This is a genomic window from Mesorhizobium sp. CU3, from assembly GCF_006442965.1.
In the GTDB taxonomy this organism is placed as follows: domain Bacteria; phylum Pseudomonadota; class Alphaproteobacteria; order Rhizobiales; family Rhizobiaceae; genus Mesorhizobium.
The window spans coordinates 75,237-95,322 of record NZ_VFWX01000013.1 but is presented as its reverse complement, the minus strand read 5'-3'; the positions used below and the strand labels follow the sequence as shown (position 1 = coordinate 95,322).

Below are 20,086 nucleotides of genomic sequence, written 5' to 3'. Positions count from 1 at the left end.
CCGGCTGCCAGAAACGCGCTGCCGCAACGCAGGTTCCAAGGAGCGCAGGGCATAGGCCCGCAGCTTCACCCGTAACCCGCATCGACCCCGATTATGGCGGTAACGTGGCCTTGGCCCGCGATTTGGTTGTGGCAGGGAGGCGAAGGGAAGGCAGCGATGCTTTTTTGCATCGCAGCAACGCTGTTGGGCGCGTGACGAAGGCTTTGCCCCTCAAATCAAGGCCGCGTGCCCGGCGGCCCCTTCAAGTCCGAGCATCGTTGCAGCACCTCATTTTGCGGGTAGCGCAGGATTTTGTTGTCCTCCAGCTTGAGCAGCAGCTCGCGCCTCTTGCTCGAACTTTCGCCATCCGTGCAGGTCATGTCGAGGATGACGGCATCCAGGCGATTGATCTTCTGGACCTTCTCCAGCGCGCAGCCGACTTCCCACATGTCCACCGTCTTGTCGGTGAATGTCACGATCGAGTCGTTGTTATCGCACGGCGAACTGCCCACGGCGGCGAAGGAATCCTTCCACCACTCTTCGGCGATGGCCGGTTGCGAGAACGACAGAAGCGTCGCGCCAACCCAGCAAACCTTCGCGCGTTTCCCCAAGTCCATGGTGTATCCCCCCGCCACGTCAAGACATTACGCAGCGCCGCTGCGAAAGAAAACCAGGCCGGGATCCGAGCCAGCCGCTTAACGCAAAAAGAAATGGACCGGCGCGTTTTCCGCACCGGCCCTCTATTTTTCCCCCGGCCGCGCTTCTTCGGCGCGGCTCGAAACTTGGTATCGGCTTACATCCGGTAAGCGATCGTATCGTTCCAGAAGCGATCCAGCCGCTGCAGCGCGCGGTTCATCTGCTTGAACTCGTCGGTGTTGATGCCGCCGACAGCTTCGATCGAACCGACATGGCGCTCGTAGAGGCCGGCGACGACGTCAGCGACCTCGTTGCCCTTCGGCGTCAGCGAGACGCGGACCGAACGGCGGTCGATGCGCGAGCGCTGGTGGTTGATGAAGCCCAGGTCGACCAGCTTCTTCAGATTGTAGGAGACGTTCGAGCCGAGATAGTAGCCGCGCGAGCGCAGCTCGCCGGCGGTCAGCTCCGAATTGCCGATGTTGAAGAGCAGCAGCGCCTGGATGGCGTTGATGTCGGAGCGGCCGTTGCGGTCGAACTCGTCCTTGATCACGTCAAGCAGGCGGCGGTGCAGGCGCTCCACCAGCTGCAGCGATTCCATGTACAGCGAGCGGATAGCCTCGCGGCGATCGTCGGATACGTTTGCGGTCTTCGCCGCCGGACGCGAATTGATCATTGTCTTTGCCTCTCGTTTGTCGCCTTGGTGATTTTTTGTTTTTCACCTTGATCGCGACACTATCGAATACTCATAAAATTCGACTTAAACGCCAGGGCTAACAAGAGCTTACCGGTAAGAGGTTTCGCAAGACGCTTAACGATCGGTCACCCGAGCAAGAACAATTAACCTAAAGATTTAGGCAACGGATTTTGGGGAAAAACGGGCACGAAAACGGCCCATGAAGGCCGGTTCTCGGCCTACTGGCGAAGCTGGCGCTTCTGCAGCCAGATGGTGACGCGGAAGACGATATAAAGCAAGGCCACGCAGGCATGCGAGACGAGGATCAGCAGCCGGTGGCCGAAGAGATCGGGAAAGCCGGCATACATCACCGTCTCGGTCGCGGCGCAGATGAACCAGATCACCGGCCCCCAGGACGCCAGCATCCACAAGCCCGCCGCCGCGAAGGGAAAGAAGACCGCCAGCATCGCGGCCGCCACCTGCCAATGCACCGGCATCAGGTCGAAGCGCCAGAGATCGCCCGGATAGATGCCGATCAGGCGGATCCAGTAGAGGATGCCGAACATCAGGCAGTAGCCGGCGATGACGCGCTGGAACCAGGCGAAGATCACCTCGGTGGTCGAGGGCTGCAGCACGACGCGCCTGGAGGTCACTTCGCTCACAGCGCAAGCTCCTGCTCGAGCGGCGCGAAATAGGCGTCGATGGCGGCCGCGTTGACGTCCTCGATCGCGGCCGGACGCCAGTCGGGCGTCGAGCCCTTGTCGATGATCGCGGCGCGGATGCCTTCGTAGAAATCATGACCGGCGAGCATACGGTTGAGGATGCGGAACTCCATCTTCATGCACTCGTCCATAGACAGCGTCGAGCCGGCACTGATCTCGCGCCAGGCGACGTGGAGGCTGGTCGGCGAGCGCGTTTTCATAACGTCAAGCGTCTTTGCGGCGAAGGCATCGCCCGAAGCGGCCTCGAGACTGGCGATGATGCCGGCAAGCGAGGTTTGCGAGAAATGCCGCGCGATCGCATCCAGATCCTGCCGCTCGGTCTCGCGCTTTGCCGGCACGAAGAAATCGCGCAGCTCGGCATTCGGATCGTTGCTGGCCGCCAGCTCGTCGAGCAGGCCGGCCTGGTCCGCCGCCTTGATCGTATGCGTGGCCAGCCCCGACCACAGCGCATCGCCGTAGCGGATGCGGGTTCCCGTGAGCCCCAGATACATGCCGAAGCTGCCGCCGAGATCCGGAAGCAGATGGCTGGCACCGACATCGGGGAAGAAACCGATGCCGACCTCCGGCATGGCGAATTGCGCGTTCTCGGTCAGCACACGATGCGAGCCGTGGAAGGAGATGCCGACGCCGCCGCCCATGACGATGCCGTCGATCAGCGCCACATAGGGTTTCTTGAATCGCGCGATGCGGGCGTTGAGCCGATACTCGTCGGCGAAGAAATCGACAGGTGGTGTGCCGGCGCGGCCAGCTTCGTAGATGTGCAGGATATCGCCGCCGGCGGAAAACGCCCTGCCCTCGGCTTTGACGATGACGACGTTGATGCCGGCATCCGCTTCCCAGGCCTCGAGCGCCCTACTCAGCGCCTTCACCATATTATGCGTGACGGCATTGAGCGCCTGCGGCCGCGTCAGCGTGACGACGCCGGCCTTGCCCAAACGCTCGAAGCGGATCTCGTCGCCTCCGCCAAAATCCATCACCAGAGAATCCCTCTCCCGGCCCTCCCAGGGGAGAGAAGTGCTAAAGGCGGCATAGGGATGCGTCAATGGCGGCGCGCCTTGCGCTGGCGGACGACCGCGCCAGATGTTAGGTAATCGGCAAAGCACTGCGCGGCGCCCGACAGATTTCGAGAAAAACCGACATGCCTGGAATTTCTCGCCTGGTGGCTGGATTGTTTGGCCTCCTATGCCTGGGAGGTCCAGCGGCATTTGCTGCGACGCCGACGGACCTCTACCAGGCGCAGGCCATCGTCACCGGCACCGGCGAGCCCAACCGCGAGATTGGTTTTCGCGAATGCCTGGACAAGGTGCTGGTCAAGGTTTCCGGCGACCAGCGGCTGACGCAGAAACCGGAGATACTGGCGCTTCGCGACAAGGCCGGCCATTTCGTCCAGTCCTTCCGCTACCATGACCGGTTGGAAGGCATTCCGATCCATGACGAGCAAGGCACGCATGACCGGCCGCACGACCTGACCTGCCTCTACAAGCCTGCCGTGGTCGACAAGCTGCTCGCGCAACTCGGCAGCAAGCCCTGGCTCGGCGAGCGGCCGCTGCTGGCCATCGTCATGACGGCCGAGCAGGGCCAGCGGCATTTCGTGCTGACGGCCGACGAGGACCAAGGCAAGACGATGCGCGAATCCTTCGCCAACGCCACAGCTCCGTTGCTGATGCGGATTGCCTTTCCAAAGGCCAAACAGCTCGGCGGGCTGGACGAAAAGGCACTCGCAGCGGCCGACATGACAAAGCTCGACCAGTTGGCGAGGAAGGCCGGCGCTGCCCGCGCGCTCGCCGGGTCGATCGTGTGGAGCGACAAGGAGCTCGGCTGGATCGCCGACTGGCGGCTCGCCAATCGCGGCAAGACCTATCGCTGGCAGGTGCGCGGGGTGAGCTTCGACGAGGCGTTCAGGGTGGCGATGCGGGGCGCGGCGCAGATCCTGTCGGGGAACGGGGCGCCCTGAGATTCCTCGCCCCACGCAGTGGGGAGAGGTGGCTCGGCGAAGCCGAGACGGAGAGGGGAGCGCCCTACGAAGGCCCCCTCTCCGTCCGCTTCGCGGACACCTCTCCCGCCTCTGGCGGAGGCGAGGAACTCGCGCGTCCCCCTGGCGCAATCGTGTCGCATTGGTCAGCGGCGGAGACGCGTGGTAAAAGCCGCGCCAAAAGAGAGTTTCGGCGATGAACAAATTCACCCCCGCAAAGCCCGCCGGCGCACGCAGCGTCGACGAGATCACCGGCAGCCGGCGGCTGAGGCGCATGCGCAAGGCCGACTGGTCGCGGCGGCTGGTGCAGGAGAACCAGCTTTCGGTGAACGACCTGATCTGGCCGATCTTCGTCATCGACGGCAAGAACACGCGCGAGCCGATCGCCGCCATGCCGGACGTCTATCGCCTGACCATCGACCTCGCCGTTAAGGAAGCCGAGCGCGCCGCAAAACTTGGCATTCCGGCCATCGCCACCTTCCCCAATGTCGAGCTTGCGCTGCGCGATCAGACGGGATCGCACATCCTCGATCCTGACAACATCATCAACCGCGCCACGCGCGCCATAAAGGCGGCGGTGCCGGAGATCGGCATCATCACCGATGCCGCGCTCGACCCGTTCACCAGCCACGGCCATGACGGCATCTTGCGCGACGGCGTCATCGTCAATGACGAGACGGTGGAACAGGTCACCGCCGCTGCCGTCATCCAGGCCGCGGCCGGCGCCGACATCATCGCGCCGTCCGACATGATGGACGGCCGCATCGGCGCCATCCGCGACGCGCTCGACGCCAACGGTTTCCAGGACGTGGCGATCATGTCCTATGCGACGAAATTCGCTTCGGCCTTCTACGGCCCGTACCGCGAGGCGGTCGGCACCGCCGGCCTGCTCAAGGGCGACAAGAAGACCTATTACATCGACCATGCCAATTCCGACGAGGCGGTGCGCGAGGCCGAGCAGGACATCGCCGAAGGCGCCGACATGCTGATGGTGAAGCCAGGCTTGCCCTATCTCGACATCATCCGGAGGCTGAAGGACGAATTCCAGATGCCGACCTTCGCCTACCAGGTGTCGGGCGAATATTCGATGATCAAGGCGGCAGCCGCCAATGGCTGGATCGACGGCGAAAAAGCGATGTTGGAATCGCTGCTGGCCCTGAAGCGCGCCGGCTGCGACGGCGTGCTCACCTATTTCGCGCCGACCGTGGCGGAGATGCTGAGGGGGTAGTTTCCACCAACCTCAGCGAAAGGCGGCGCGGCGTACCAGCGCCGCTATCCTTCTTTTGAACAATCGCCATCGACCTGGGTGTCAGGAGCCTTCCGCAGCCTGCTTCGCATCGGGTAAAACCGATTGTTTTTTGCAAGCAGTTAAGTTAGACGGGCACTGATTGCAAATTACATGCGGTTCAGGAGGCAACGATGTCCAAGCTTCGTGTCAACGCTTTCACCCTCTCACTCGACGGCTACGGCGCCGGCCCCGATCAGACTCTCGAATCCCCGCTCGGCGTCGGCGGCGAAAATCTACACAAATGGATGATCGGCACCCGCACCTTCCGCCAGATGGTGCTCGGCAAGAACGACGGGACCAGCGACGCCAATGACGGCTTCGCCGCGCGCAGCTTCGAGAATGTCGGCGCCTGGATTCTCGGCCGCAGCATGTTCGGGCCGATCCGTGGCGAATGGCCGGATGACAGCTGGAAGGGCTGGTGGGGCGACAACCCGCCCTATCATGTCCCGACCTTCGTGCTGACTCAGCACAAGCGCGCGCCGATCGAGATGGAAGGCGGCACGACTTTCTACTTCGTCACCGACGGCATCCATTCGGCGCTAGAACAGGCGAAAGCGGCGGCGGCCGGCAAGGATGTGCGCGTCGGCGGCGGCGTCTCGACTGTCCGGCAGTACCTGCAGGAGCGGCTCATCGACGAGATGCACCTGGCGATCTCGCCGATCCTGCTGGGCTCGGGCGAGCATCTCTTTGCAGGGCTGGACGTGCCGAAGCTGGGATACCGCTGCACCGGGCAGATCGCGACAGCCGATGCGACGCATGTGATGATTGGACGGGCTTAGGTACAGCCCTTTCTCCCCGTCACTATACGGGGAGAAATGCCCGGCAGGGCAATGAGGGGCGGCGCTGCCCTCCGAAAATTAGCGACAAGCTACCCAATGGCGAATTGGAGGCCGGCCACCGACGCCGGCGCCGCCCCTCATCCGCCCTTCGGGCACCTTCTCCCCGTGAAACGGGGAGAAGGAAAGATGGGGCTCAATACTTCTCCGGCACATACAACTCGCGCGGCAGCACCTGGCGCTCATATTGCGGGTTGAAGACGCGCTCGGGCAGCGAGATCTCCTCATGCGGCACGTCCTCATAGGGCAGTTGCTGCAACAGATGGTCGATGCAGTTCAGCCGCGCGCGCTTCTTGTCGTTGCCCTCGACGATGAACCACGGGGCTTCCGGAATGTTGGTGCGGGCGAAAGTTTCTTCCTTGGCCTTGGTGTACTGCTCCCAGCGCACGCGCGACTGCAGGTCCATCGGCGACAACTTCCACTGCTTCATCGGGTCGTGGATGCGCATGAGGAATCGCATCTGCTGCTCCTCGTCGGTGATCGAGAACCAGTATTTCACCAGCGTGATGCCGGAGCGCACCAGCATGCGCTCGAACTCGGGCACGTCGTGGAAGAACTCCTCGACCTGATGCTGATCGGCGAAGCCCATGACGCGCTCGACGCCGGAGCGGTTGTACCAGGAGCGATCGAACAGCACGATCTCGCCGCCGGCGGGAAGATGCGGCACGTAGCGCTGGAAATACCACTGCGACTTCTCGCGCTCGGTCGGCGCCGGCAGCGCGACGACGCGGGCGATGCGCGGGTTGAGGCGCTGCGTGATGCGCTTGATGACGCCGCCCTTGCCCGCCGAGTCGCGGCCCTCGAAGATCACCACCAGCTTCTTCTTGTGGTAGGCGACCCAGGACTGCAGCTTGATCAACTCGGACTGCAGTCTCAGCAGCTCACGGAAATAGGTCATGCGCTCGATGGAAGGCGGATGCGACTTTTTGTAGATCTTGGCGATCTCGAGCGAGAGCGCCGGCTCGGAAAGCTCCAACTCATAGTCCTCGTCGAGTGTGTCCTCGAGCTCGGCTTCCAGCCAGTCCTTCGCCCCGGAGTTCGGTTTTTCTTCGTTCATCGCATTGCTCCGCCTGCCTGTTAGCCGCCTTCGCTTCGGGTGCCCCTCCGGCATGGCCGGACACGCAACTCCGTAAGCCGACTGAGATACAGGCGCGCAATGACGGTTTTATTGCAAGCTGGCCTATTCGATATCTGACCGGCCCGTATCGATAGCGGGGCGACAAGCGACTTGAATTGTCCTACAAATCCCCTCGCCTCTTTCGCGGCGCCGGTACGGCGCCTCTCCAGAACAAAATCGCGAGGACCGACATGGAATACCGCACGCTGGGCCGTTCCGGCTTGAAAGTCTCGACATTGACGCTGGGCACCATGACCTTCGGTGGCACCGGACCGTTCGCCGCCGTCGGCAATTCCGATCTTGCGGAGGCCAAACGCATCATCGGCACCTGCATCGATGCCGGCATCAACCTCATCGACACCGCAAACGTCTATTCCAACGGCCTGTCGGAAGAGATCATCGGTGAGGCGCTCGGCGGCAAGCGCCCGAATGATGTACTGATCGCGTCGAAGGCGCGCATGCGCATCGGTACCGGGCCCAATGACGAGGGCCTGTCGCGCCATCACCTGATCCGCGAATGCGAAAAGAGCCTGAAGCGGCTCAAGACCGATGTCATCGACATCTATTTCGTCCATCAGTGGGACGGACAAACCCCGGTCGAGGAGACCGTCGCGGCGCTCGACACCTTGGTCAACCAGGGCAAGATCCGCTATATCGGCTGCTCCAACTGGTCCGGATGGCAAGTGATGAAGGCGCTGGCGGTGAGCGACAGCCGCCACCAGGCCCGTTTTGTCACCCAGCAGATCCATTACACGCTGGAAGCGCGCGAGGCCGAATATGAATTGCTGCCGATCTCGGTCGACCAAGGCCTGGGCGTGCTGGTCTGGAGCCCGCTGGCCGGCGGCCTGCTGTCCGGCAAGTACCATCGCGACAGCCCGACGGCGCGCCAGCTCGGCGGCTGGTCGGAACCGCCGATCCGCGACGAGGACCGGTTGTGGCGGATCGTCGATGTGCTCAACGACATCGGCAAGGCGCGCGGCGTCTCGGCCGCCCAGGTGGCGCTCGCCTGGCTGCTCGGCCGTCCGGCCGTCTCCTCGCTGGTGATCGGCGCTCGCAACGAAGCCCAGTTGAAGGACAACCTTGCCGCGGCCAGCCTGACGCTGTCGCTCGACGAGCGCCTGCGGCTCGATGCCGTCAGCCGGCCGCCGGTGCTTTATCCCTACTGGCACCAGCAGTTCACGGCCAAGGACCGGCTGAGCCCGGCCGACCTGGTACTCGACCGCAGCAGCATCTAACCCATTCAACCGGCAATGTAGCGCCAGACTTCCGGGTCGGGCCTTATCTGGCCGCTAAGCACGAAATATTTGTAGAGGACGAGCAGCGAGATCGCCTGCTCGTCCTTTTCGTTGCCGAATTGCCGGCAATAGGCGTTGGCGGCGGCGGTGATGCGCCCCGCCTCGGCCGGATGTTTCTCGAAATAGGTTATCTTGTCGACAAGGTCGGAGAAATCCGGCGCCAGCGGCACGTAATGCACGTTGGGCTCGACCCGCGCCTCGGCGAACCAGGTCTCGTAGGTCGGCTCCGGCATCAGGCAAAGCGAGTTCGAGCTCATGATCCATTTGAGGTTGGTGGCGACATCATTGCCTTCGAGCGAGACGACGTAGCGATAGCGCCGCTGCTCCTCGATGCTGAGAAACGGCTTGCGGAACTCTGCCGGCGCGTCCGCCTTCGGCGAGCCGGCGTCGCAGATCGGCAGAGCGCCGACCGTCTCCATGAAGCGGGTGCGGATCGGGTTGTTGAGATGGCCGCGCCAGACCGCCATCGGCCGCTTGGCGGCGAAGGACAGGCTGTCGGGCGGCATGTAGAAATGGCGGAACTTGTTGAGCTTCATCAACACGCCGTTCTCGTTGCCGTCCAGTATCGGCCGGTCCTTCACGATCCTCGGGATTTCCGGAACGCCGATGACGTCGCCGAATTCGAGATCGATGAGCAGGTTGGGGTCGAAGTAGCGGGCGAATTCCTTGAGGTCGTAATAATACATGCTGGCCGTGAACGGCACCTTGCCGGCCTCTATGGCGGCCGGGCTCGGCACGAAGGGCGTCGTCAGTTTGTTGTAGTAGTTCAGCCGCTCACGAACCGACTTGCCGGAAAGTCTGGCCTGATCGAGACGCGCGGCCAGGCGCGCACGGAACATCGCCTGCGGGGCGTGGTCGCGCGCATAGTTGCGCGCGTAGTAGAACAGCTTTGCGGCGGTGCGTGAGATTGTGGCCATGCGTCCGCGGTTCAACACAAACGATCGGCGGCTGCTGCCGCTCATCCCCCATCTTTCCTACAGCATTGTGCCGCCTATGTTGCAAGCCCGCTGACGCTGCCACCCCAGACAGCGTGTCATTCGTCACGCCGCAACCACGGCAAAGCCCCTGGCGCGCAGGCTGCGGCGGTCGTCATGCAAGGAGGTGACGAGACGGTCGCGGCTGCCGGCGATATGGGCCGACAGCAGCTTTGCCGCCTGATCGGCGTCGCCGGCCCTGACGGCGGCGAGGATGGCGTGATGCTCGGCCCAGGCGCGGCCGAGCGCCGCTTCGTCGCGGACCTCCAGCCAGCGGGCGCGAGACAGCCTGGTCATGGCGTCGCGCACGGCCCTTAGCAGGAACTCATTGCCGGAAAGCCTGGCCAGCTCGATGTGGAAATCCATGCCTACGCGGTGCCATTCCTCGCGCGGCGTCTCGGCATCGCAGGAGTCCAGCATCGCCGCGATCACCTCGACGCCGCCACGGTCCTCGAGCGCCGCCGTCAGCCTGACCGCGGCGACCTCGACGGCCTCGCGATAGACGGCGATCTGCCCGAGCTCGGCAAGATTGATCGGCGCCACGGTCCAACCGCGGCCGTCGCGGCTGACCAGGCCCTCCGTCTCGAGGCGAAACAACGCAGCCCGCACCGGCGTGCGCGAGGCGCCGAAGCGGCTCTCGATCCAGCGTTCGGTCAACCGCTCGCCCGGGCCGATCTCCAGCCCGAGGATCATCTCGCGAAGCTGCCTTTCGACATTCTGCATCTGCGACATCGTCGTCCCGCTTTCCAAAGCCGCATTGACAGCGGCGGGCTTGAGGTCCATGACGGATACCAAATTGGTATACCAAACTGGTATCTATAACAACCCGGATATCCGGCAGACGTGACATGAGCGAGAAATCTTCCGAGCAGGGCGGCTATAATATCCATTGGCGGCGCAACCTCGCCGTCTGCTTCGCCGGTTCCTTCAGCACGCTCATCGCCATGACGCTGCTGCTGCCGTTCCTGCCGCTCTATGTCGAGCAGCTTGGCGCCGAAGGCCATGCCGCGATCGTTCAGTGGTCGGGCATCGCCTATGGTGCCACCTTCTTCGCTGCGGCGCTGGTGGCGCCCCTGTGGGGGCGGCTCGGCGACCGCTATGGCCGCAAGGTGATGCTGGTGCGTGCCTCGTTCGGCATGGCGATCTGCATGTCGCTGACCGGGATGGTGCAGAGCGTGTGGCAGCTTGTGCTGCTCAGACTGCTGATAGGCTTTGCCGGTGGCTACTCCTCTGGGTCGACCATCCTGGTCGCGATGCAGACGCCGAAGGAACGCTCCGGCTGGGCGCTTGGCGTGCTGGCGGCCGGCATTACCGCCGGGTCGCTGGTCGGCCCGCTGCTCGGCGGCCTACTGCCGCCGCTGATCGGCATCCGCACCACCTTCCTGCTGTCCGGCGGCGTGATCTTCCTTGCCTTCCTGGCCACCACCTTCCTGATCAAGGAGAACCCGCCGGCGCCGCAACCCGCCGTGTCGATGGCTAAGCCGAAAAGCGGTTGGGCACAGATCCCGGACAAGCGGCCGATCGTGGCGATGCTGGCCACCGGGATGCTGCTCGCCTTCGCCAACATGTCGATCGAGCCGATCATCACGGTCTATGTGCAGCAGTTGGTCGAGGACCAGAGCAAGGTGACGATGGTCGCCGGCGTGGTCATGTCGGCGGCGGCGCTCGGCACCATCCTGTCGTCGTCATGGCTTGGAAAGCTCGCCGACCGCGTCGGGCACTGGAACGTGGTGGTCGGCGCGCTCGCCGTTTCTGCCCTGCTGCTGATCCCGCAGGCCTTTGTCACCAATGGCTGGCAGTTGATCGGGTTGCGCTTTCTGATGGGTCTGGCACTGGGCGGGCTGCTGCCCTGTATCACCAGCGTCATCCGCCACAACATCCCAGACGGGATCGGCGGCAATGTGCTGGGGCTTGCGATTTCGGCACAATATGTCGGCCAGGTTGCGGGGCCGCTGTCCGGCGGCTTCGTCGGCGGTCATTTCGGCATGCGCTCGGTGTTTCTGGGCACGTCGCTGCTGATGGCGCTGGGGGCGGTCTACAACTGGATTGTCCAGGCGCGTCGGGCGCGGCATATGCTCATCGAGGCCGGCGAATCCTGACGGTTCGCCTGCCCGACCAGTCAGCACGGAGCGTGTCCGATGAGCCTTTCAGAAAAACCTGCGAATGGCGGCAGCCGGCTCTTCATGCTGGCGGGTGGCCTGGTCGGCGCCGCAGGCGTCGCCTTGTCTGCGGCGGCGGCGCATCGCGGCGGCGCCTTCACCGGCACGGCGGCCAATTTCCTTTTGATGCACGCGCCGGTGTTCCTCGCTATCGGCCTTGCCGCATGCAGCCGGTGCCTCAGGATTGCCGGCCTCATCCTGCTGGTCGGCCTGCTACTCTTCGCCGGCGATCTGCTCGCCCGCGACTTTCTCGGCTCGCGGCTGTTCCCGATGTCTGCGCCGATCGGCGGCACGCTACTGATTGCCGGCTGGCTGGCGATCGCCATCTCGGCGCTGTGGCGGCCACGCCCTTAGAGCAGAAACCGACGATCAAACTCAGTAGCGCGCTATGCAGCGGTGAGTCCGGGGCGAACCGGCCATTTTTGTGCCGGTTTTGAAACTGCGATTGCTGCCTGCCTTGACTTCCTTGATCTGTCCTTTTGGGCAAGTGCCGTCATCGACAAGCACCGTCTGGCCCGTCCGCAACTGCCCCCTGCCGGGCTCGTGGCGCAGTATCTGGACATCCGCGTATGCCTGGCCAACGCCAAGCATCCCTATCAACACCGAACCAATCAGCATTCTCATGGCGGCCCTCCTGCCCTGAGCGATGGCGTAGCACCGCCTTTGACCGGGGCACAATTTCAGCCAGCGCTAAAATTGAACACGTTTTCTTGATAGGCCCAGCGAGCAAACGAGGGCGCACCCTGGTCAAGCCCTTGGTTTCCTTCCACCCTTGGCCGCGGGCTCGGCAGCACGCCGCCGCGTAGGCGGATTACCACGGCCGATACCCCAATAATTACGATAAAGGTCTTCGAACAAATAATTCAGCGGATGCATGGCAGTTCTCCTTTTCTCAACGCCAAGGCTTGTCCTTAGTGAAATTGGATCGATTCAATACATAATATCCGCGCCCTTGGATGACAAGTGAAAATTTGAATCGATCCAACGAAAATGTTAGATGACCGACAGCAATTCAGCGGTCATGGTCGCGATATGACCGGATTCGGAGGAACGACATGGCATCACTCCTCGAGGGCCAGGCGAGACCCATCCGGCTGGCCGACATCGCCAAGGCCGCCGGCGTCTCGCATGGCACGGCCTCGAACGTCTTCAGCCGGCCCGAGATCGTGCGCGCCGAGGTGCGCGAGCGGGTCAAGGCGGTGGCGGAGCAGATGGGCTATGCGGGGCCGGATCCGAAGGGCCGGCTCCTGCGCGCCGGCAAGGTCAACGCCATCGGCGTCGGCACGACCGAGCCCCTCTCCTATTTTTTCGACGATCCCTTTGCCCGCGCCATGATGGCGAGCATCTCGGAGGCATGCGACGCCACCGGCGCCGGGATAGCGCTGGTGTCGGCCGCCAACCAGGAAAAGCTGGCCTGGAACATCCAAAGCGCGCTCGTCGACGGTTTCATCCTGTTCTGCATTGAAGGCGGTTCACGCCTCGTCGAGCTGACCCGCGAGCGCAAGCTGCCCTTCGTGGCGCTGGAACACGGTCTCGACGACGAGACCTTCTCGGCGATCGGCATCGACAATGTTGCCGGTGCGCGGCTCGCCGCGCGCCATCTCGCCGAACTCGGTCATCGACGGTTCGCTGTGCTGTCGCTGGGGTTTGCCGACGACCGCACCGGGTTCGTCACAGCCGAGGTGCTTCGGGGGCCAGCCTACACGGTAACGCGCGACCGGCTTGCCGGCTATCTTGAGGAACTCTCGCGCTTCGGCATCGATACGACACGGATTCCGGTTTACGAGACCGAGAACGACGAAAAGAGCACCAGGGCCGGCCTCGAGGCGATCTTCGCCGGCGGCGAACCGCCAACCGCGATCCTTGCCATGTCGGACCGGATGGCGATGATCGCCATCGATTGGCTGACCGCGCGGGGGCTCAAAGTGCCACAAGACGTCTCCATCGTCGGTTTCGACGGCGTGCCGGACAGCGCGCTTTGCGACCCGCCGTTGACCACGATCGCGCAGCCGATCGCCGAGATCGGCCGCAAAGCCGCGCGCATGATCCTTGACTATGACGGCACGGTGCGCCGCGAGACGATGAGCGTCGAGCTTGTCGTCAGGGCCTCGACCGGCCCTGCCCCGAAAGCAATTCCAGGAAAAGTGTGAAACGGTTTCCGTCCGGAATTGCGTAAAAACAAAAAAGATACCTGACGTCGTTCATCAGTAGCCACCGACCCTTACTGGCACCGGCTGCGCGCCGAACGAAGGCCGCGCGGGCTCCTCGCGCACCGGCTTGGCACGGACCTGGCCGAGGCCGGCAAGCCATTCGAGATAGAGCGCAAGCGCGAACTGAATGGCGATGCCTGCCGCGATCAAGAGCGTGTCATAGGCGATGCCGCCGGGATTGATCAGCTTCAGCACCTGCGCCGCCATGGCCAGCAGCGTACCGGCGATGAACACTGGCAGCGAGCGCTTGCCGAGGATCGCCAGCGGATTGTCCGGACGGAGCCGGAAGACGTTCGAGACCGCCGGCAGCGCGACGATCAGGTAGCTGACCGACAAAATGTGCAACAGGCGCGGCAGCGACAGAAACGTCTTGTCGAAGCCGCCGATCACCACCGGCAGGTTGAACCAGGTGATCTGGCCCCAGAGCGGGCTGTGCACCCAGATAGCGGCGCCGACCGCATAAACGCCGGCAGCGCCAACCAGCCAGCGGTTGACGGGGATGGCGCCGCCGCGTTTGACATGCAGCATGGCGGCAAGGCCGATGTTGAACAGGAACTGCCAGGACAAGGGGTTGAGGAACCACAGGCCGGGTTCGGGATAGTTCGACGGCGCGATCTGCCAGATGCCGGCGACCAGCCACAGTAGGCCGGACAGGGTCAGCGCCAAGGCCGGCCTGTAGCTGATGAACAGCAGAAACCCCGGCGCGGCCAGCAGCAGCGCCGCATAGACCGGCAAGATGTTGTTGTAGCCGAGTTGATGGCCGAGCGTAACGATGCCGAGCAGCACTTGCGGCGTGTTCTTCATCAGCGGCTCGATGTTGATCATCGTCAACATGTCGGGCCGATGGGCGAACACCGCGGCGGCGCAAAACAGCGCGATCACGACCATGGTGATGACGATGTGGGAGATATAGAGCACGCTGGCGCGCCGCCACATTTTCAGCGTCGCGAGCAAACGGCCGCCCGACTTGAACTTGCCGCCATAAGCGAGCGCCACCGAAATGCCGGAGATCAGCACGAAGGCTTCGGCGGCATCGGAGAAGCCGAAATTCTTGTAGGTCCAGTTCTCGAAGATCGTGCCCGGCACATGGTCGACGAAAATGGTGAGCAGCGCGAGCGCGCGCAGGACATCGATACGCGTATCGCGCACGGTGGGAACAGGGGTGGTCATCGACAAAAGGCCTCAAAGCTGGTTGTTCATACCCAGCAATGCGACCCCCGGGGCGCACCGCTTCGATTCCTCCCACGAGGAGGTATCGGCGCAGAAACGGGCTCAAATGCGCCTGGTTCAATCAACTTTCGCGGAGCGCGAAAATATTCCGTTTTGAAGCCGGCAAATCAACGAATCTCTCATGGAATCAGATGGATATGAGCACGTCTGAATATAGCGGCGAAAACAGCATTCTTCGCCGCGATCTCGCTTTCGCCTACCGCTTGTTGAAGCCGGTGAACGCAAGCGGCGAATGCCTGTTCGTGTTGCACGGATCGGGCGTCGACGAGACGACGATGCTGCCGCTGGCCATGCAGATCGCGCCGCGCGCGGTGATCGTCGCGGCGCGCGGCCGCGTTCCACAGGAGGACGGGTTTCGCTGGTTCGAGCGAATCACGCCTACCAGTTTCGAGCAGGCCAGCATCCGCGACGAGACCGCCGCCTATGCCGAATTCGCGGCCGACGCGGCGAAGCACCATGGCCTCGACCTGAGGCGTGCGACCTTTCTTGGCTACTCGAACGGCGCCAATGTGGTTTCGACACTTTTGCTGCTCCACCCCGGCCTTGTACGGCGCGCGGCCATGCTGCGGGCGATGCCGGTGCTCGACAATCCTCCGATGGCGGATCTCGGCGGCACGCGGGTGCTGATCATCGCCGGCGCCGCCGACCAGACCTATGGTCTCTACGCACCGGCCTTGGTGACGCTGCTCAGCCAGCGAGGCGCCGAGATCGACGCGCGCATCGTCGCCTCCGGCCATGAGTTCGGCGACGCAGACGCCGCGATCGTTAGGCAGTGGCTGACAGATCCTATGCCGGTGGCCTGAAAGCGCCCGGCATACGGGTCCCGGCACCGGCGATCAGCGGGTCGTTTTCAAAATTGCGCCGCGCGACCACTCGGCTTGTAGCGGACAAGCACCCTCCGCAGAAGCGGTCATTCAGCGAATGCCCATAATGTGCTATGATTCTACACATGGGGAAGAAGGCAAAGCTTAGGGCTAAGCATGCCGTCGAAGCGCCGGTAGAAGGCGAACTTGCTGCGGAAGCAGCCTACTATGCGCGCAAGTGCGGCATCACCATCGACGAAGCCGCCAGGATCATCCGCCAGGCTCACGCGCCAATCTCGCCTGGAAAGCGCAAGGATCACCCTAAGGACAGATAGGCAAGCGCGGGTGCGTCAATCAACCAGAGTTTGGGCCTAACCCCGGCCCATCCGGTTCCACGCATCCAGCCCGGCGATCTTGTAGGCTTCGGCAAGAGTCGGATAGTTGAAGGTGTTGTTGACGAAGAAGTCGACCGTGCCGCCGAGATTGATTACCGCCTGGCCGATATGGATCAGTTCGGTCGCGCCCTCGCCGACGATGTGGGCGCCGAGCAGGCGGCGCGTCTCGACCGAGAACAGAAGCTTCAGGAAGCCGCTCGATACGCCCATGATGTGGCCGCGCGAGGTCTCGCGGAAGCGCGCCAGGCCGACTTCGTAGGCGACGCCGCTCTCGCGCACCTGCTCTTCCGACTGACCGACGGTCGAGATCTCCGGCACCGCATAGATGCCGTAGGGAAAGCTCTCCGGCGGCGGCGGCAGGTTGACGCCGAAGGCGTGGCAGGCCGCCACGCGGCCCTGCTCCATCGATGTCGAGGCAAGGCTCGGAAAACCGATGACGTCGCCAGCCGCATAGATGTTCGGCACGGTGGTCTGAAAAGTTTGCGGATCGACCTTGATGCGGCCTCTGGTATCCGCCTCGATGCCGACCACGTCTATGCCGAGGCTGCCGACATTGCCGGTGCGGCCCGCGGCATAGAGCACCATCTCGGAGCGGATGGTGCGGCCATCGGCCAGCGTCACTTCTGCATGGTCGGGCTTCGAGGCGATTTCCTTCACCGTGCTGCCGAGGCGTATGGTCATGCCGCGGTCGCGCATCTGGTGAATGAAATCGTCGACGATCTCGCGGTCGATGAAGTCGAGGATCGTGTTGCGCGGCTCGACCAGCGTCACCGGCACGTCGAGTGCTGAAAAGATGGTGGCGTATTCGACGCCGATGACGCCGGCGCCGATCACCGTCAGCGTGCGCGGCAGATGGTTGAGCTCCAGCATCTCATCGCTGTCGAAGACGCGCTTCCTATCGAAGGGCACGTCGGCCGGCCGATGCGGCCTGGTACCGACGGCGATCAGCGCGTTGGCGAAGCCGATCTCTGAGTAGTCGCCATTATCGGCCGTCAGGCTGACCTTGTTCGGCCCGAGGAATTTTACCGCGGCGCGCGCGCTTCTAACCGTGTTGCGCATGAACTGGTGTTGCAGCACCTCGACCTCGTGATCGAGCGTCTTTTGCAGGCGGTCGACAAGGTCGGAAATGGAAATATCCTGCTTTACCCGGTAGCCGCGCCCATAGAAGCCGCGCTCGCGCCAACCCGAGAGATTGAGCACGGTTTCGCGCAACGTCTTGGACGGGATGGTGCCGGTGTGCACGGAGACGCCACCGAGGCGTCTGCCCCTGTCGGCCACCAGCACCGACTTGCCGAGCTTGGCCGACTGCACGGCAGCGCGGCGCCCCGAAGGCCCGCTGCCGATGACCAGCATATCGTAATCCATGTTTCCCCGTCCCCTCGGCGCCTTGTTGCGCCGCAACAAGCTAAACTGGGGAGAGTGTCATGTTCAACTGCCAACACGCGATGCCGGCGTCGTGAAAATCGCAATGATGCGAGCCAAGGCGCACAACTTAACATTGCAGTAAGAGTTGCATGCGATGGTCGAACCTCGAGGTAGCGCCGGGGGCAAGCTGCGTGACCATTATGTTGCCTGCAAAAACGGATACCCTATCCAGGTTCAGGGCAAGCCCGATCGTCGACGATCTGCGGGAAGGTTTCTTGCGCTTCCTGGCAGTGGCCGCAATGTTCATCTTTGCCTATCGAGGCGTGTACAATCTCGTTATCGATCCGGCCCGGCTCAACGTCCTGTTGCTGACGATTTCCGAGACCCTTACCTTGATATGGCTGCTTCTGGCCCGGCGTCCGAAGGTTCGCGATTGGAACCCGTTGACCGTGGTCATCACGCTAACGGCCACCCTCGGCCCGGGTCTTATCTCACTGCAGCCGGGCGTGGAGATCATTTCGCTCGCGGTCGCCGCGCCGTTACAGTGCCTGGCGTTGTGGATGTCCATCTGGGGAAAGCTCTCGCTCGGTCGCTCCTTCGCGCTTCTTCCCGCCAACCGAGGCGTTGTCACCGGGGGCGCATATAGGTTCGTCAGGCACCCGATTTACGCCGGCTATATCACCGGTCACATCCTGTTCTTGTTGTCGAATTTCTCTCTCTACAATTTCGGCGTCTACGCGATCATAAGCTCCTTCCAGATCTACCGCCTCACGCGTGAGGAGGCCATTCTGGCCATGGAACCGGAATACCGCGACTATCTCGGCAAGGTCCGCTACCGGTTCTTCCCCGGCATCTTCTAGGGGGCCTGCCCAATCTCCTTCCTTGAATTCGGCGCGACCTTCACCATCTCATTGGTCGGCATCGCATTGAAATGCCGTTGTGAGGAATGGACATGAACGCGCGCGTGCTTGACGGCGAGATCATCACCACCCGGTTCGAGGACACCCGCGCCTATCGCGGCGTGCGCACGAGGCGCATCTTTGCCTTCCTGCTCGACTATTTCTTCGTCGCACTGCTGACCATTCCCTTCGCCATCCTGGTCGCCATTCTCGGGCTGTTGACCTTCGGCCTCGGCTGGGCGCTGTTTTCGGTGTTGGTGCCGATGGTGGCCATCCTCTACATCTGGAACACGCTGGGCAGCCGGAATCAGGCGACGACCGGCATGAAGATCATGGGCATCCGGCTGGAGAAGCTCGACGGCAGCCGTATCGACGGCATGACGGCGGTGGTGCATTCGGTGCTGTTTTGGGCTGGCAACGTCATCCTGACGCCGCTGGTGCTCTTGGTGACGCTGTTTTCCGACCGCAAGCGCACGCTGCATGACCTTTTGCTCGGCACGGTGGTCACCCGCACCGATATCTGACGGTTCCGGCAACGATCTTCTCCGATTTGTCTAACCCGATGCGCGCAAATATGATTGCAGCGCGCCGGCCAAGGCGTCACAATCCTGTTGAATTTTTCTCCGGCCGGACCAAAGGTAAGGCGATTCGCAGGAGCGTTTCCAAGATTAGATGACGCAGCATCCGACCCAGTCGCCGCAGTTCTTCCTGACCGCGCCGTCGCCCTGCCCCTATCTGGAGGGCCAGTTCGAGCGCAAGGTGTTCACGCACCTCGTCGGCGACAAGGCGCCGGAGATGAACGACCTGTTGACGCAAGGCGGCTTCCGGCGCTCGCAGAACATAGCCTACCGCCCCGCCTGCGAATCCTGCCGCGCCTGCGTGTCGGTCCGCATCCTGGCCCAGGAATTCGAGCCCAGCCGCAACATGCGCCGTGTCACGCAGCGCAACGCCGACCTGGTCGGCGCCATGCATGATGCACAGCCTTCGACCGAACAATATTCGCTCTTCCGCAGCTATCTCGATGCCCGCCACCGCCGCGGCGGCATGTCGGACATGACCGTACTCGACTATGCCATGATGGTCGAGGACACGCATGTCGACACCAAGATCATCGAATACAGGCGCCGCGGCCCCGACACCTTCATCACCGGCAAGGGCCATGGCGAGCTGATCGCGGTGGCGCTGACCGACAAGATGGCCGACGGGCTGTCGATGGTCTATTCCTACTTCAACCCCGACTTCGAGGACCGCTCGCTCGGCACCTTCATGATCCTCGACCACATCGCACGGGCCAAGGCGATGGGACTGCCCCACGTCTATCTCGGCTACTGGGTCAACGGCTCGCGCAAGATGAGCTATAAGATGCGCTTCATGCCGCAGGAGCATCTCGGCCCGAAGGGCTGGGAACGCTACGACCACGAAGCGGTCAGTCGCTGACCCGCCTCACGCTTCATCCTTAAAACTGTTTCAAGGAGGAGGACGCTGGTCTTTCGGCCATCAGGCTGGAAGGACCGCGGCATGGCCGCAATGCGC

Annotated in this window: 22 protein-coding genes; 12 read left to right on the top strand and 10 right to left on the bottom strand. The window is 63.0% G+C overall.

The window, feature by feature from the left end:
- Positions 1–215: 215 nt before the first annotated feature.
- The 4 genes from FJ988_RS20320 to FJ988_RS20305 all read right to left on the bottom strand — a co-directional run bounded on the left by FJ988_RS20320 (position 216) and on the right by FJ988_RS20305 (position 2,984).
- The gene (locus FJ988_RS20320) at positions 216–596 is read right to left on the bottom strand and encodes a hypothetical protein (RefSeq protein ID WP_140820134.1); all 381 of its coding nucleotides are present in this window, start codon (positions 594–596) and stop codon (positions 216–218) included.
- A 176-nt stretch (positions 597–772) separates the two neighbouring features.
- The gene (ldtR, locus tag FJ988_RS20315) at positions 773–1,288 is read right to left on the bottom strand and encodes a transcriptional regulator LdtR (RefSeq protein WP_040983294.1); all 516 of its coding nucleotides are present in this window, start codon (positions 1,286–1,288) and stop codon (positions 773–775) included.
- A 239-nt stretch (positions 1,289–1,527) separates the two neighbouring features.
- Positions 1,528–1,950 carry a DUF6163 family protein gene (locus FJ988_RS20310; protein ID WP_140820133.1) on the bottom strand — a complete coding sequence of 141 codons (423 nt, stop codon included), beginning with the start codon at positions 1,948–1,950 and terminating at the stop codon, positions 1,528–1,530.
- Positions 1,947–2,984 (bottom strand): enoyl-CoA hydratase/isomerase family protein, encoded by a 1,038-nt coding sequence (locus tag FJ988_RS20305; protein WP_140820132.1) that lies wholly within the window; start codon positions 2,982–2,984, stop codon positions 1,947–1,949. Before FJ988_RS20305 ends, FJ988_RS20310 begins: the two co-directional genes overlap by 4 nt.
- A 164-nt stretch (positions 2,985–3,148) precedes the next feature.
- On the opposite strand from FJ988_RS20305, the gene FJ988_RS20300 reads away from it, so the two are divergent.
- The 3 genes from FJ988_RS20300 (at position 3,149) to FJ988_RS20290 (ending at position 6,049) form a co-directional block, all read left to right on the top strand.
- Complete coding sequence (locus FJ988_RS20300) at positions 3,149–3,964, top strand: DUF2066 domain-containing protein (protein WP_140820131.1); 816 nt, start codon at positions 3,149–3,151, stop codon at positions 3,962–3,964.
- A 214-nt stretch (positions 3,965–4,178) separates the two neighbouring features.
- Complete coding sequence (hemB, locus tag FJ988_RS20295) at positions 4,179–5,210, top strand: porphobilinogen synthase (protein WP_140820130.1); 1,032 nt, start codon at positions 4,179–4,181, stop codon at positions 5,208–5,210.
- A 191-nt stretch (positions 5,211–5,401) separates the two neighbouring features.
- Positions 5,402–6,049 (top strand): dihydrofolate reductase family protein, encoded by a 648-nt coding sequence (locus FJ988_RS20290; protein ID WP_140820129.1) that lies wholly within the window; start codon positions 5,402–5,404, stop codon positions 6,047–6,049.
- A gap of 193 nt (positions 6,050–6,242) precedes the next feature.
- Here FJ988_RS20290 and ppk2 read toward each other — a convergent pair whose 3' ends face one another.
- Positions 6,243–7,163 carry a polyphosphate kinase 2 gene (ppk2, locus tag FJ988_RS20285; protein WP_140820128.1) on the bottom strand — a complete coding sequence of 307 codons (921 nt, stop codon included), beginning with the start codon at positions 7,161–7,163 and terminating at the stop codon, positions 6,243–6,245.
- Positions 7,164–7,414: 251 nt separating this feature from the next.
- Between ppk2 and FJ988_RS20280 the strand changes: the two genes are divergently transcribed.
- A complete protein-coding gene (locus FJ988_RS20280; protein ID WP_140820127.1) occupies positions 7,415–8,458 on the top strand; it encodes an aldo/keto reductase in 1,044 nt (347 codons plus the stop codon).
- A 5-nt stretch (positions 8,459–8,463) separates the two neighbouring features.
- On the opposite strand, the gene FJ988_RS20275 is transcribed toward FJ988_RS20280, so the two are convergent.
- Together FJ988_RS20275 and FJ988_RS20270 are read right to left on the bottom strand one after the other, a co-directional pair.
- On the bottom strand, positions 8,464–9,435 hold the full coding sequence (locus FJ988_RS20275) for a glycosyl transferase family 90 (RefSeq protein WP_140820126.1): 972 nt from the start codon (positions 9,433–9,435) through the stop codon (positions 8,464–8,466).
- Positions 9,436–9,558: 123 nt separating this feature from the next.
- Complete coding sequence (locus FJ988_RS20270; RefSeq protein ID WP_140820249.1) at positions 9,559–10,224, bottom strand: GntR family transcriptional regulator; 666 nt, start codon at positions 10,222–10,224, stop codon at positions 9,559–9,561.
- Positions 10,225–10,340: 116 nt separating this feature from the next.
- Here FJ988_RS20270 and FJ988_RS20265 point away from each other — a divergent pair, with 116 nt between their 5' ends.
- A complete protein-coding gene (locus FJ988_RS20265) occupies positions 10,341–11,591 on the top strand; it encodes an MFS transporter (RefSeq protein WP_140820125.1) in 1,251 nt (416 codons plus the stop codon).
- Between the two features lie 39 nt (positions 11,592–11,630).
- Positions 11,631–12,005 (top strand): DUF423 domain-containing protein, encoded by a 375-nt coding sequence (locus FJ988_RS20260; RefSeq protein WP_140820124.1) that lies wholly within the window; start codon positions 11,631–11,633, stop codon positions 12,003–12,005.
- Positions 12,006–12,026: 21 nt separating this feature from the next.
- Here the strand turns inward: FJ988_RS20260 and FJ988_RS20255 are convergent, their stop codons facing one another.
- Positions 12,027–12,275, bottom strand: coding sequence for a DUF6719 family protein (locus FJ988_RS20255; RefSeq protein WP_140820123.1), 249 nt, complete (start codon positions 12,273–12,275; stop codon positions 12,027–12,029).
- A 431-nt stretch (positions 12,276–12,706) separates the two neighbouring features.
- Here FJ988_RS20255 and FJ988_RS20250 point away from each other — a divergent pair, with 431 nt between their 5' ends.
- Positions 12,707–13,801, top strand: coding sequence for a LacI family DNA-binding transcriptional regulator (locus FJ988_RS20250; RefSeq protein ID WP_140820122.1), 1,095 nt, complete (start codon positions 12,707–12,709; stop codon positions 13,799–13,801).
- A 54-nt stretch (positions 13,802–13,855) separates the two neighbouring features.
- On the opposite strand, the gene FJ988_RS20245 is transcribed toward FJ988_RS20250, so the two are convergent.
- A complete protein-coding gene (locus FJ988_RS20245) occupies positions 13,856–15,031 on the bottom strand; it encodes an OpgC family protein (protein ID WP_140820121.1) in 1,176 nt (391 codons plus the stop codon).
- Positions 15,032–15,228: 197 nt separating this feature from the next.
- Between FJ988_RS20245 and FJ988_RS20240 the strand changes: the two genes are divergently transcribed.
- Positions 15,229–15,894, top strand: a complete 666-nt coding sequence (locus FJ988_RS20240; protein WP_140820120.1) for an alpha/beta hydrolase — start codon at positions 15,229–15,231, stop codon at positions 15,892–15,894.
- A 146-nt stretch (positions 15,895–16,040) separates the two neighbouring features.
- Entirely contained in the window at positions 16,041–16,229 is a 189-nt protein-coding gene (locus tag FJ988_RS20235; RefSeq protein ID WP_246688617.1) for a hypothetical protein, read from the top strand.
- Between the two features lie 36 nt (positions 16,230–16,265).
- Here FJ988_RS20235 and sthA read toward each other — a convergent pair whose 3' ends face one another.
- Positions 16,266–17,654 carry a Si-specific NAD(P)(+) transhydrogenase gene (sthA, locus tag FJ988_RS20230; RefSeq protein WP_140820118.1) on the bottom strand — a complete coding sequence of 463 codons (1,389 nt, stop codon included), beginning with the start codon at positions 17,652–17,654 and terminating at the stop codon, positions 16,266–16,268.
- Positions 17,655–17,854: 200 nt separating this feature from the next.
- On the opposite strand from sthA, the gene FJ988_RS20225 reads away from it, so the two are divergent.
- The 3 genes from FJ988_RS20225 (at position 17,855) to FJ988_RS20215 (ending at position 19,990) form a co-directional block, all read left to right on the top strand.
- On the top strand, positions 17,855–18,514 hold the full coding sequence (locus FJ988_RS20225) for an isoprenylcysteine carboxylmethyltransferase family protein (RefSeq protein ID WP_140820248.1): 660 nt from the start codon (positions 17,855–17,857) through the stop codon (positions 18,512–18,514).
- A 92-nt stretch (positions 18,515–18,606) separates the two neighbouring features.
- The gene (locus FJ988_RS20220) at positions 18,607–19,077 is read left to right on the top strand and encodes an RDD family protein (RefSeq protein ID WP_040983322.1); all 471 of its coding nucleotides are present in this window, start codon (positions 18,607–18,609) and stop codon (positions 19,075–19,077) included.
- Between the two features lie 148 nt (positions 19,078–19,225).
- Positions 19,226–19,990 (top strand): arginyltransferase, encoded by a 765-nt coding sequence (locus tag FJ988_RS20215; RefSeq protein ID WP_140820117.1) that lies wholly within the window; start codon positions 19,226–19,228, stop codon positions 19,988–19,990.
- Positions 19,991–20,086 lie beyond the last annotated feature (96 nt).

Coding starts and splice junctions, on each gene's coding strand:
- FJ988_RS20320 (WP_140820134.1), bottom strand. CDS start 596: ATGGACTTGGGGAAACGCGCGAAGGTTTGCTGGGTTGGCGCGACGCTT.
- ldtR (WP_040983294.1), bottom strand. CDS start 1,288: ATGATCAATTCGCGTCCGGCGGCGAAGACCGCAAACGTATCCGACGAT.
- FJ988_RS20305 (WP_140820132.1), bottom strand. CDS start 2,984: ATGGATTTTGGCGGAGGCGACGAGATCCGCTTCGAGCGTTTGGGCAAG.
- FJ988_RS20300 (WP_140820131.1), top strand. CDS start 3,149: ATGCCTGGAATTTCTCGCCTGGTGGCTGGATTGTTTGGCCTCCTATGC.
- hemB (WP_140820130.1), top strand. CDS start 4,179: ATGAACAAATTCACCCCCGCAAAGCCCGCCGGCGCACGCAGCGTCGAC.
- FJ988_RS20290 (WP_140820129.1), top strand. CDS start 5,402: ATGTCCAAGCTTCGTGTCAACGCTTTCACCCTCTCACTCGACGGCTAC.
- ppk2 (WP_140820128.1), bottom strand. CDS start 7,163: ATGAACGAAGAAAAACCGAACTCCGGGGCGAAGGACTGGCTGGAAGCC.
- FJ988_RS20280 (WP_140820127.1), top strand. CDS start 7,415: ATGGAATACCGCACGCTGGGCCGTTCCGGCTTGAAAGTCTCGACATTG.
- FJ988_RS20275 (WP_140820126.1), bottom strand. CDS start 9,435: ATGGCCACAATCTCACGCACCGCCGCAAAGCTGTTCTACTACGCGCGC.
- FJ988_RS20270 (WP_140820249.1), bottom strand. CDS start 10,224: ATGTCGCAGATGCAGAATGTCGAAAGGCAGCTTCGCGAGATGATCCTC.
- FJ988_RS20265 (WP_140820125.1), top strand. CDS start 10,341: ATGAGCGAGAAATCTTCCGAGCAGGGCGGCTATAATATCCATTGGCGG.
- FJ988_RS20260 (WP_140820124.1), top strand. CDS start 11,631: ATGAGCCTTTCAGAAAAACCTGCGAATGGCGGCAGCCGGCTCTTCATG.
- FJ988_RS20255 (WP_140820123.1), bottom strand. CDS start 12,275: ATGAGAATGCTGATTGGTTCGGTGTTGATAGGGATGCTTGGCGTTGGC.
- FJ988_RS20250 (WP_140820122.1), top strand. CDS start 12,707: ATGGCATCACTCCTCGAGGGCCAGGCGAGACCCATCCGGCTGGCCGAC.
- FJ988_RS20245 (WP_140820121.1), bottom strand. CDS start 15,031: ATGACCACCCCTGTTCCCACCGTGCGCGATACGCGTATCGATGTCCTG.
- FJ988_RS20240 (WP_140820120.1), top strand. CDS start 15,229: ATGAGCACGTCTGAATATAGCGGCGAAAACAGCATTCTTCGCCGCGAT.
- FJ988_RS20235 (WP_246688617.1), top strand. CDS start 16,041: ATGGGGAAGAAGGCAAAGCTTAGGGCTAAGCATGCCGTCGAAGCGCCG.
- sthA (WP_140820118.1), bottom strand. CDS start 17,654: ATGGATTACGATATGCTGGTCATCGGCAGCGGGCCTTCGGGGCGCCGC.
- FJ988_RS20225 (WP_140820248.1), top strand. CDS start 17,855: ATGTTGCCTGCAAAAACGGATACCCTATCCAGGTTCAGGGCAAGCCCG.
- FJ988_RS20220 (WP_040983322.1), top strand. CDS start 18,607: ATGAACGCGCGCGTGCTTGACGGCGAGATCATCACCACCCGGTTCGAG.
- FJ988_RS20215 (WP_140820117.1), top strand. CDS start 19,226: ATGACGCAGCATCCGACCCAGTCGCCGCAGTTCTTCCTGACCGCGCCG.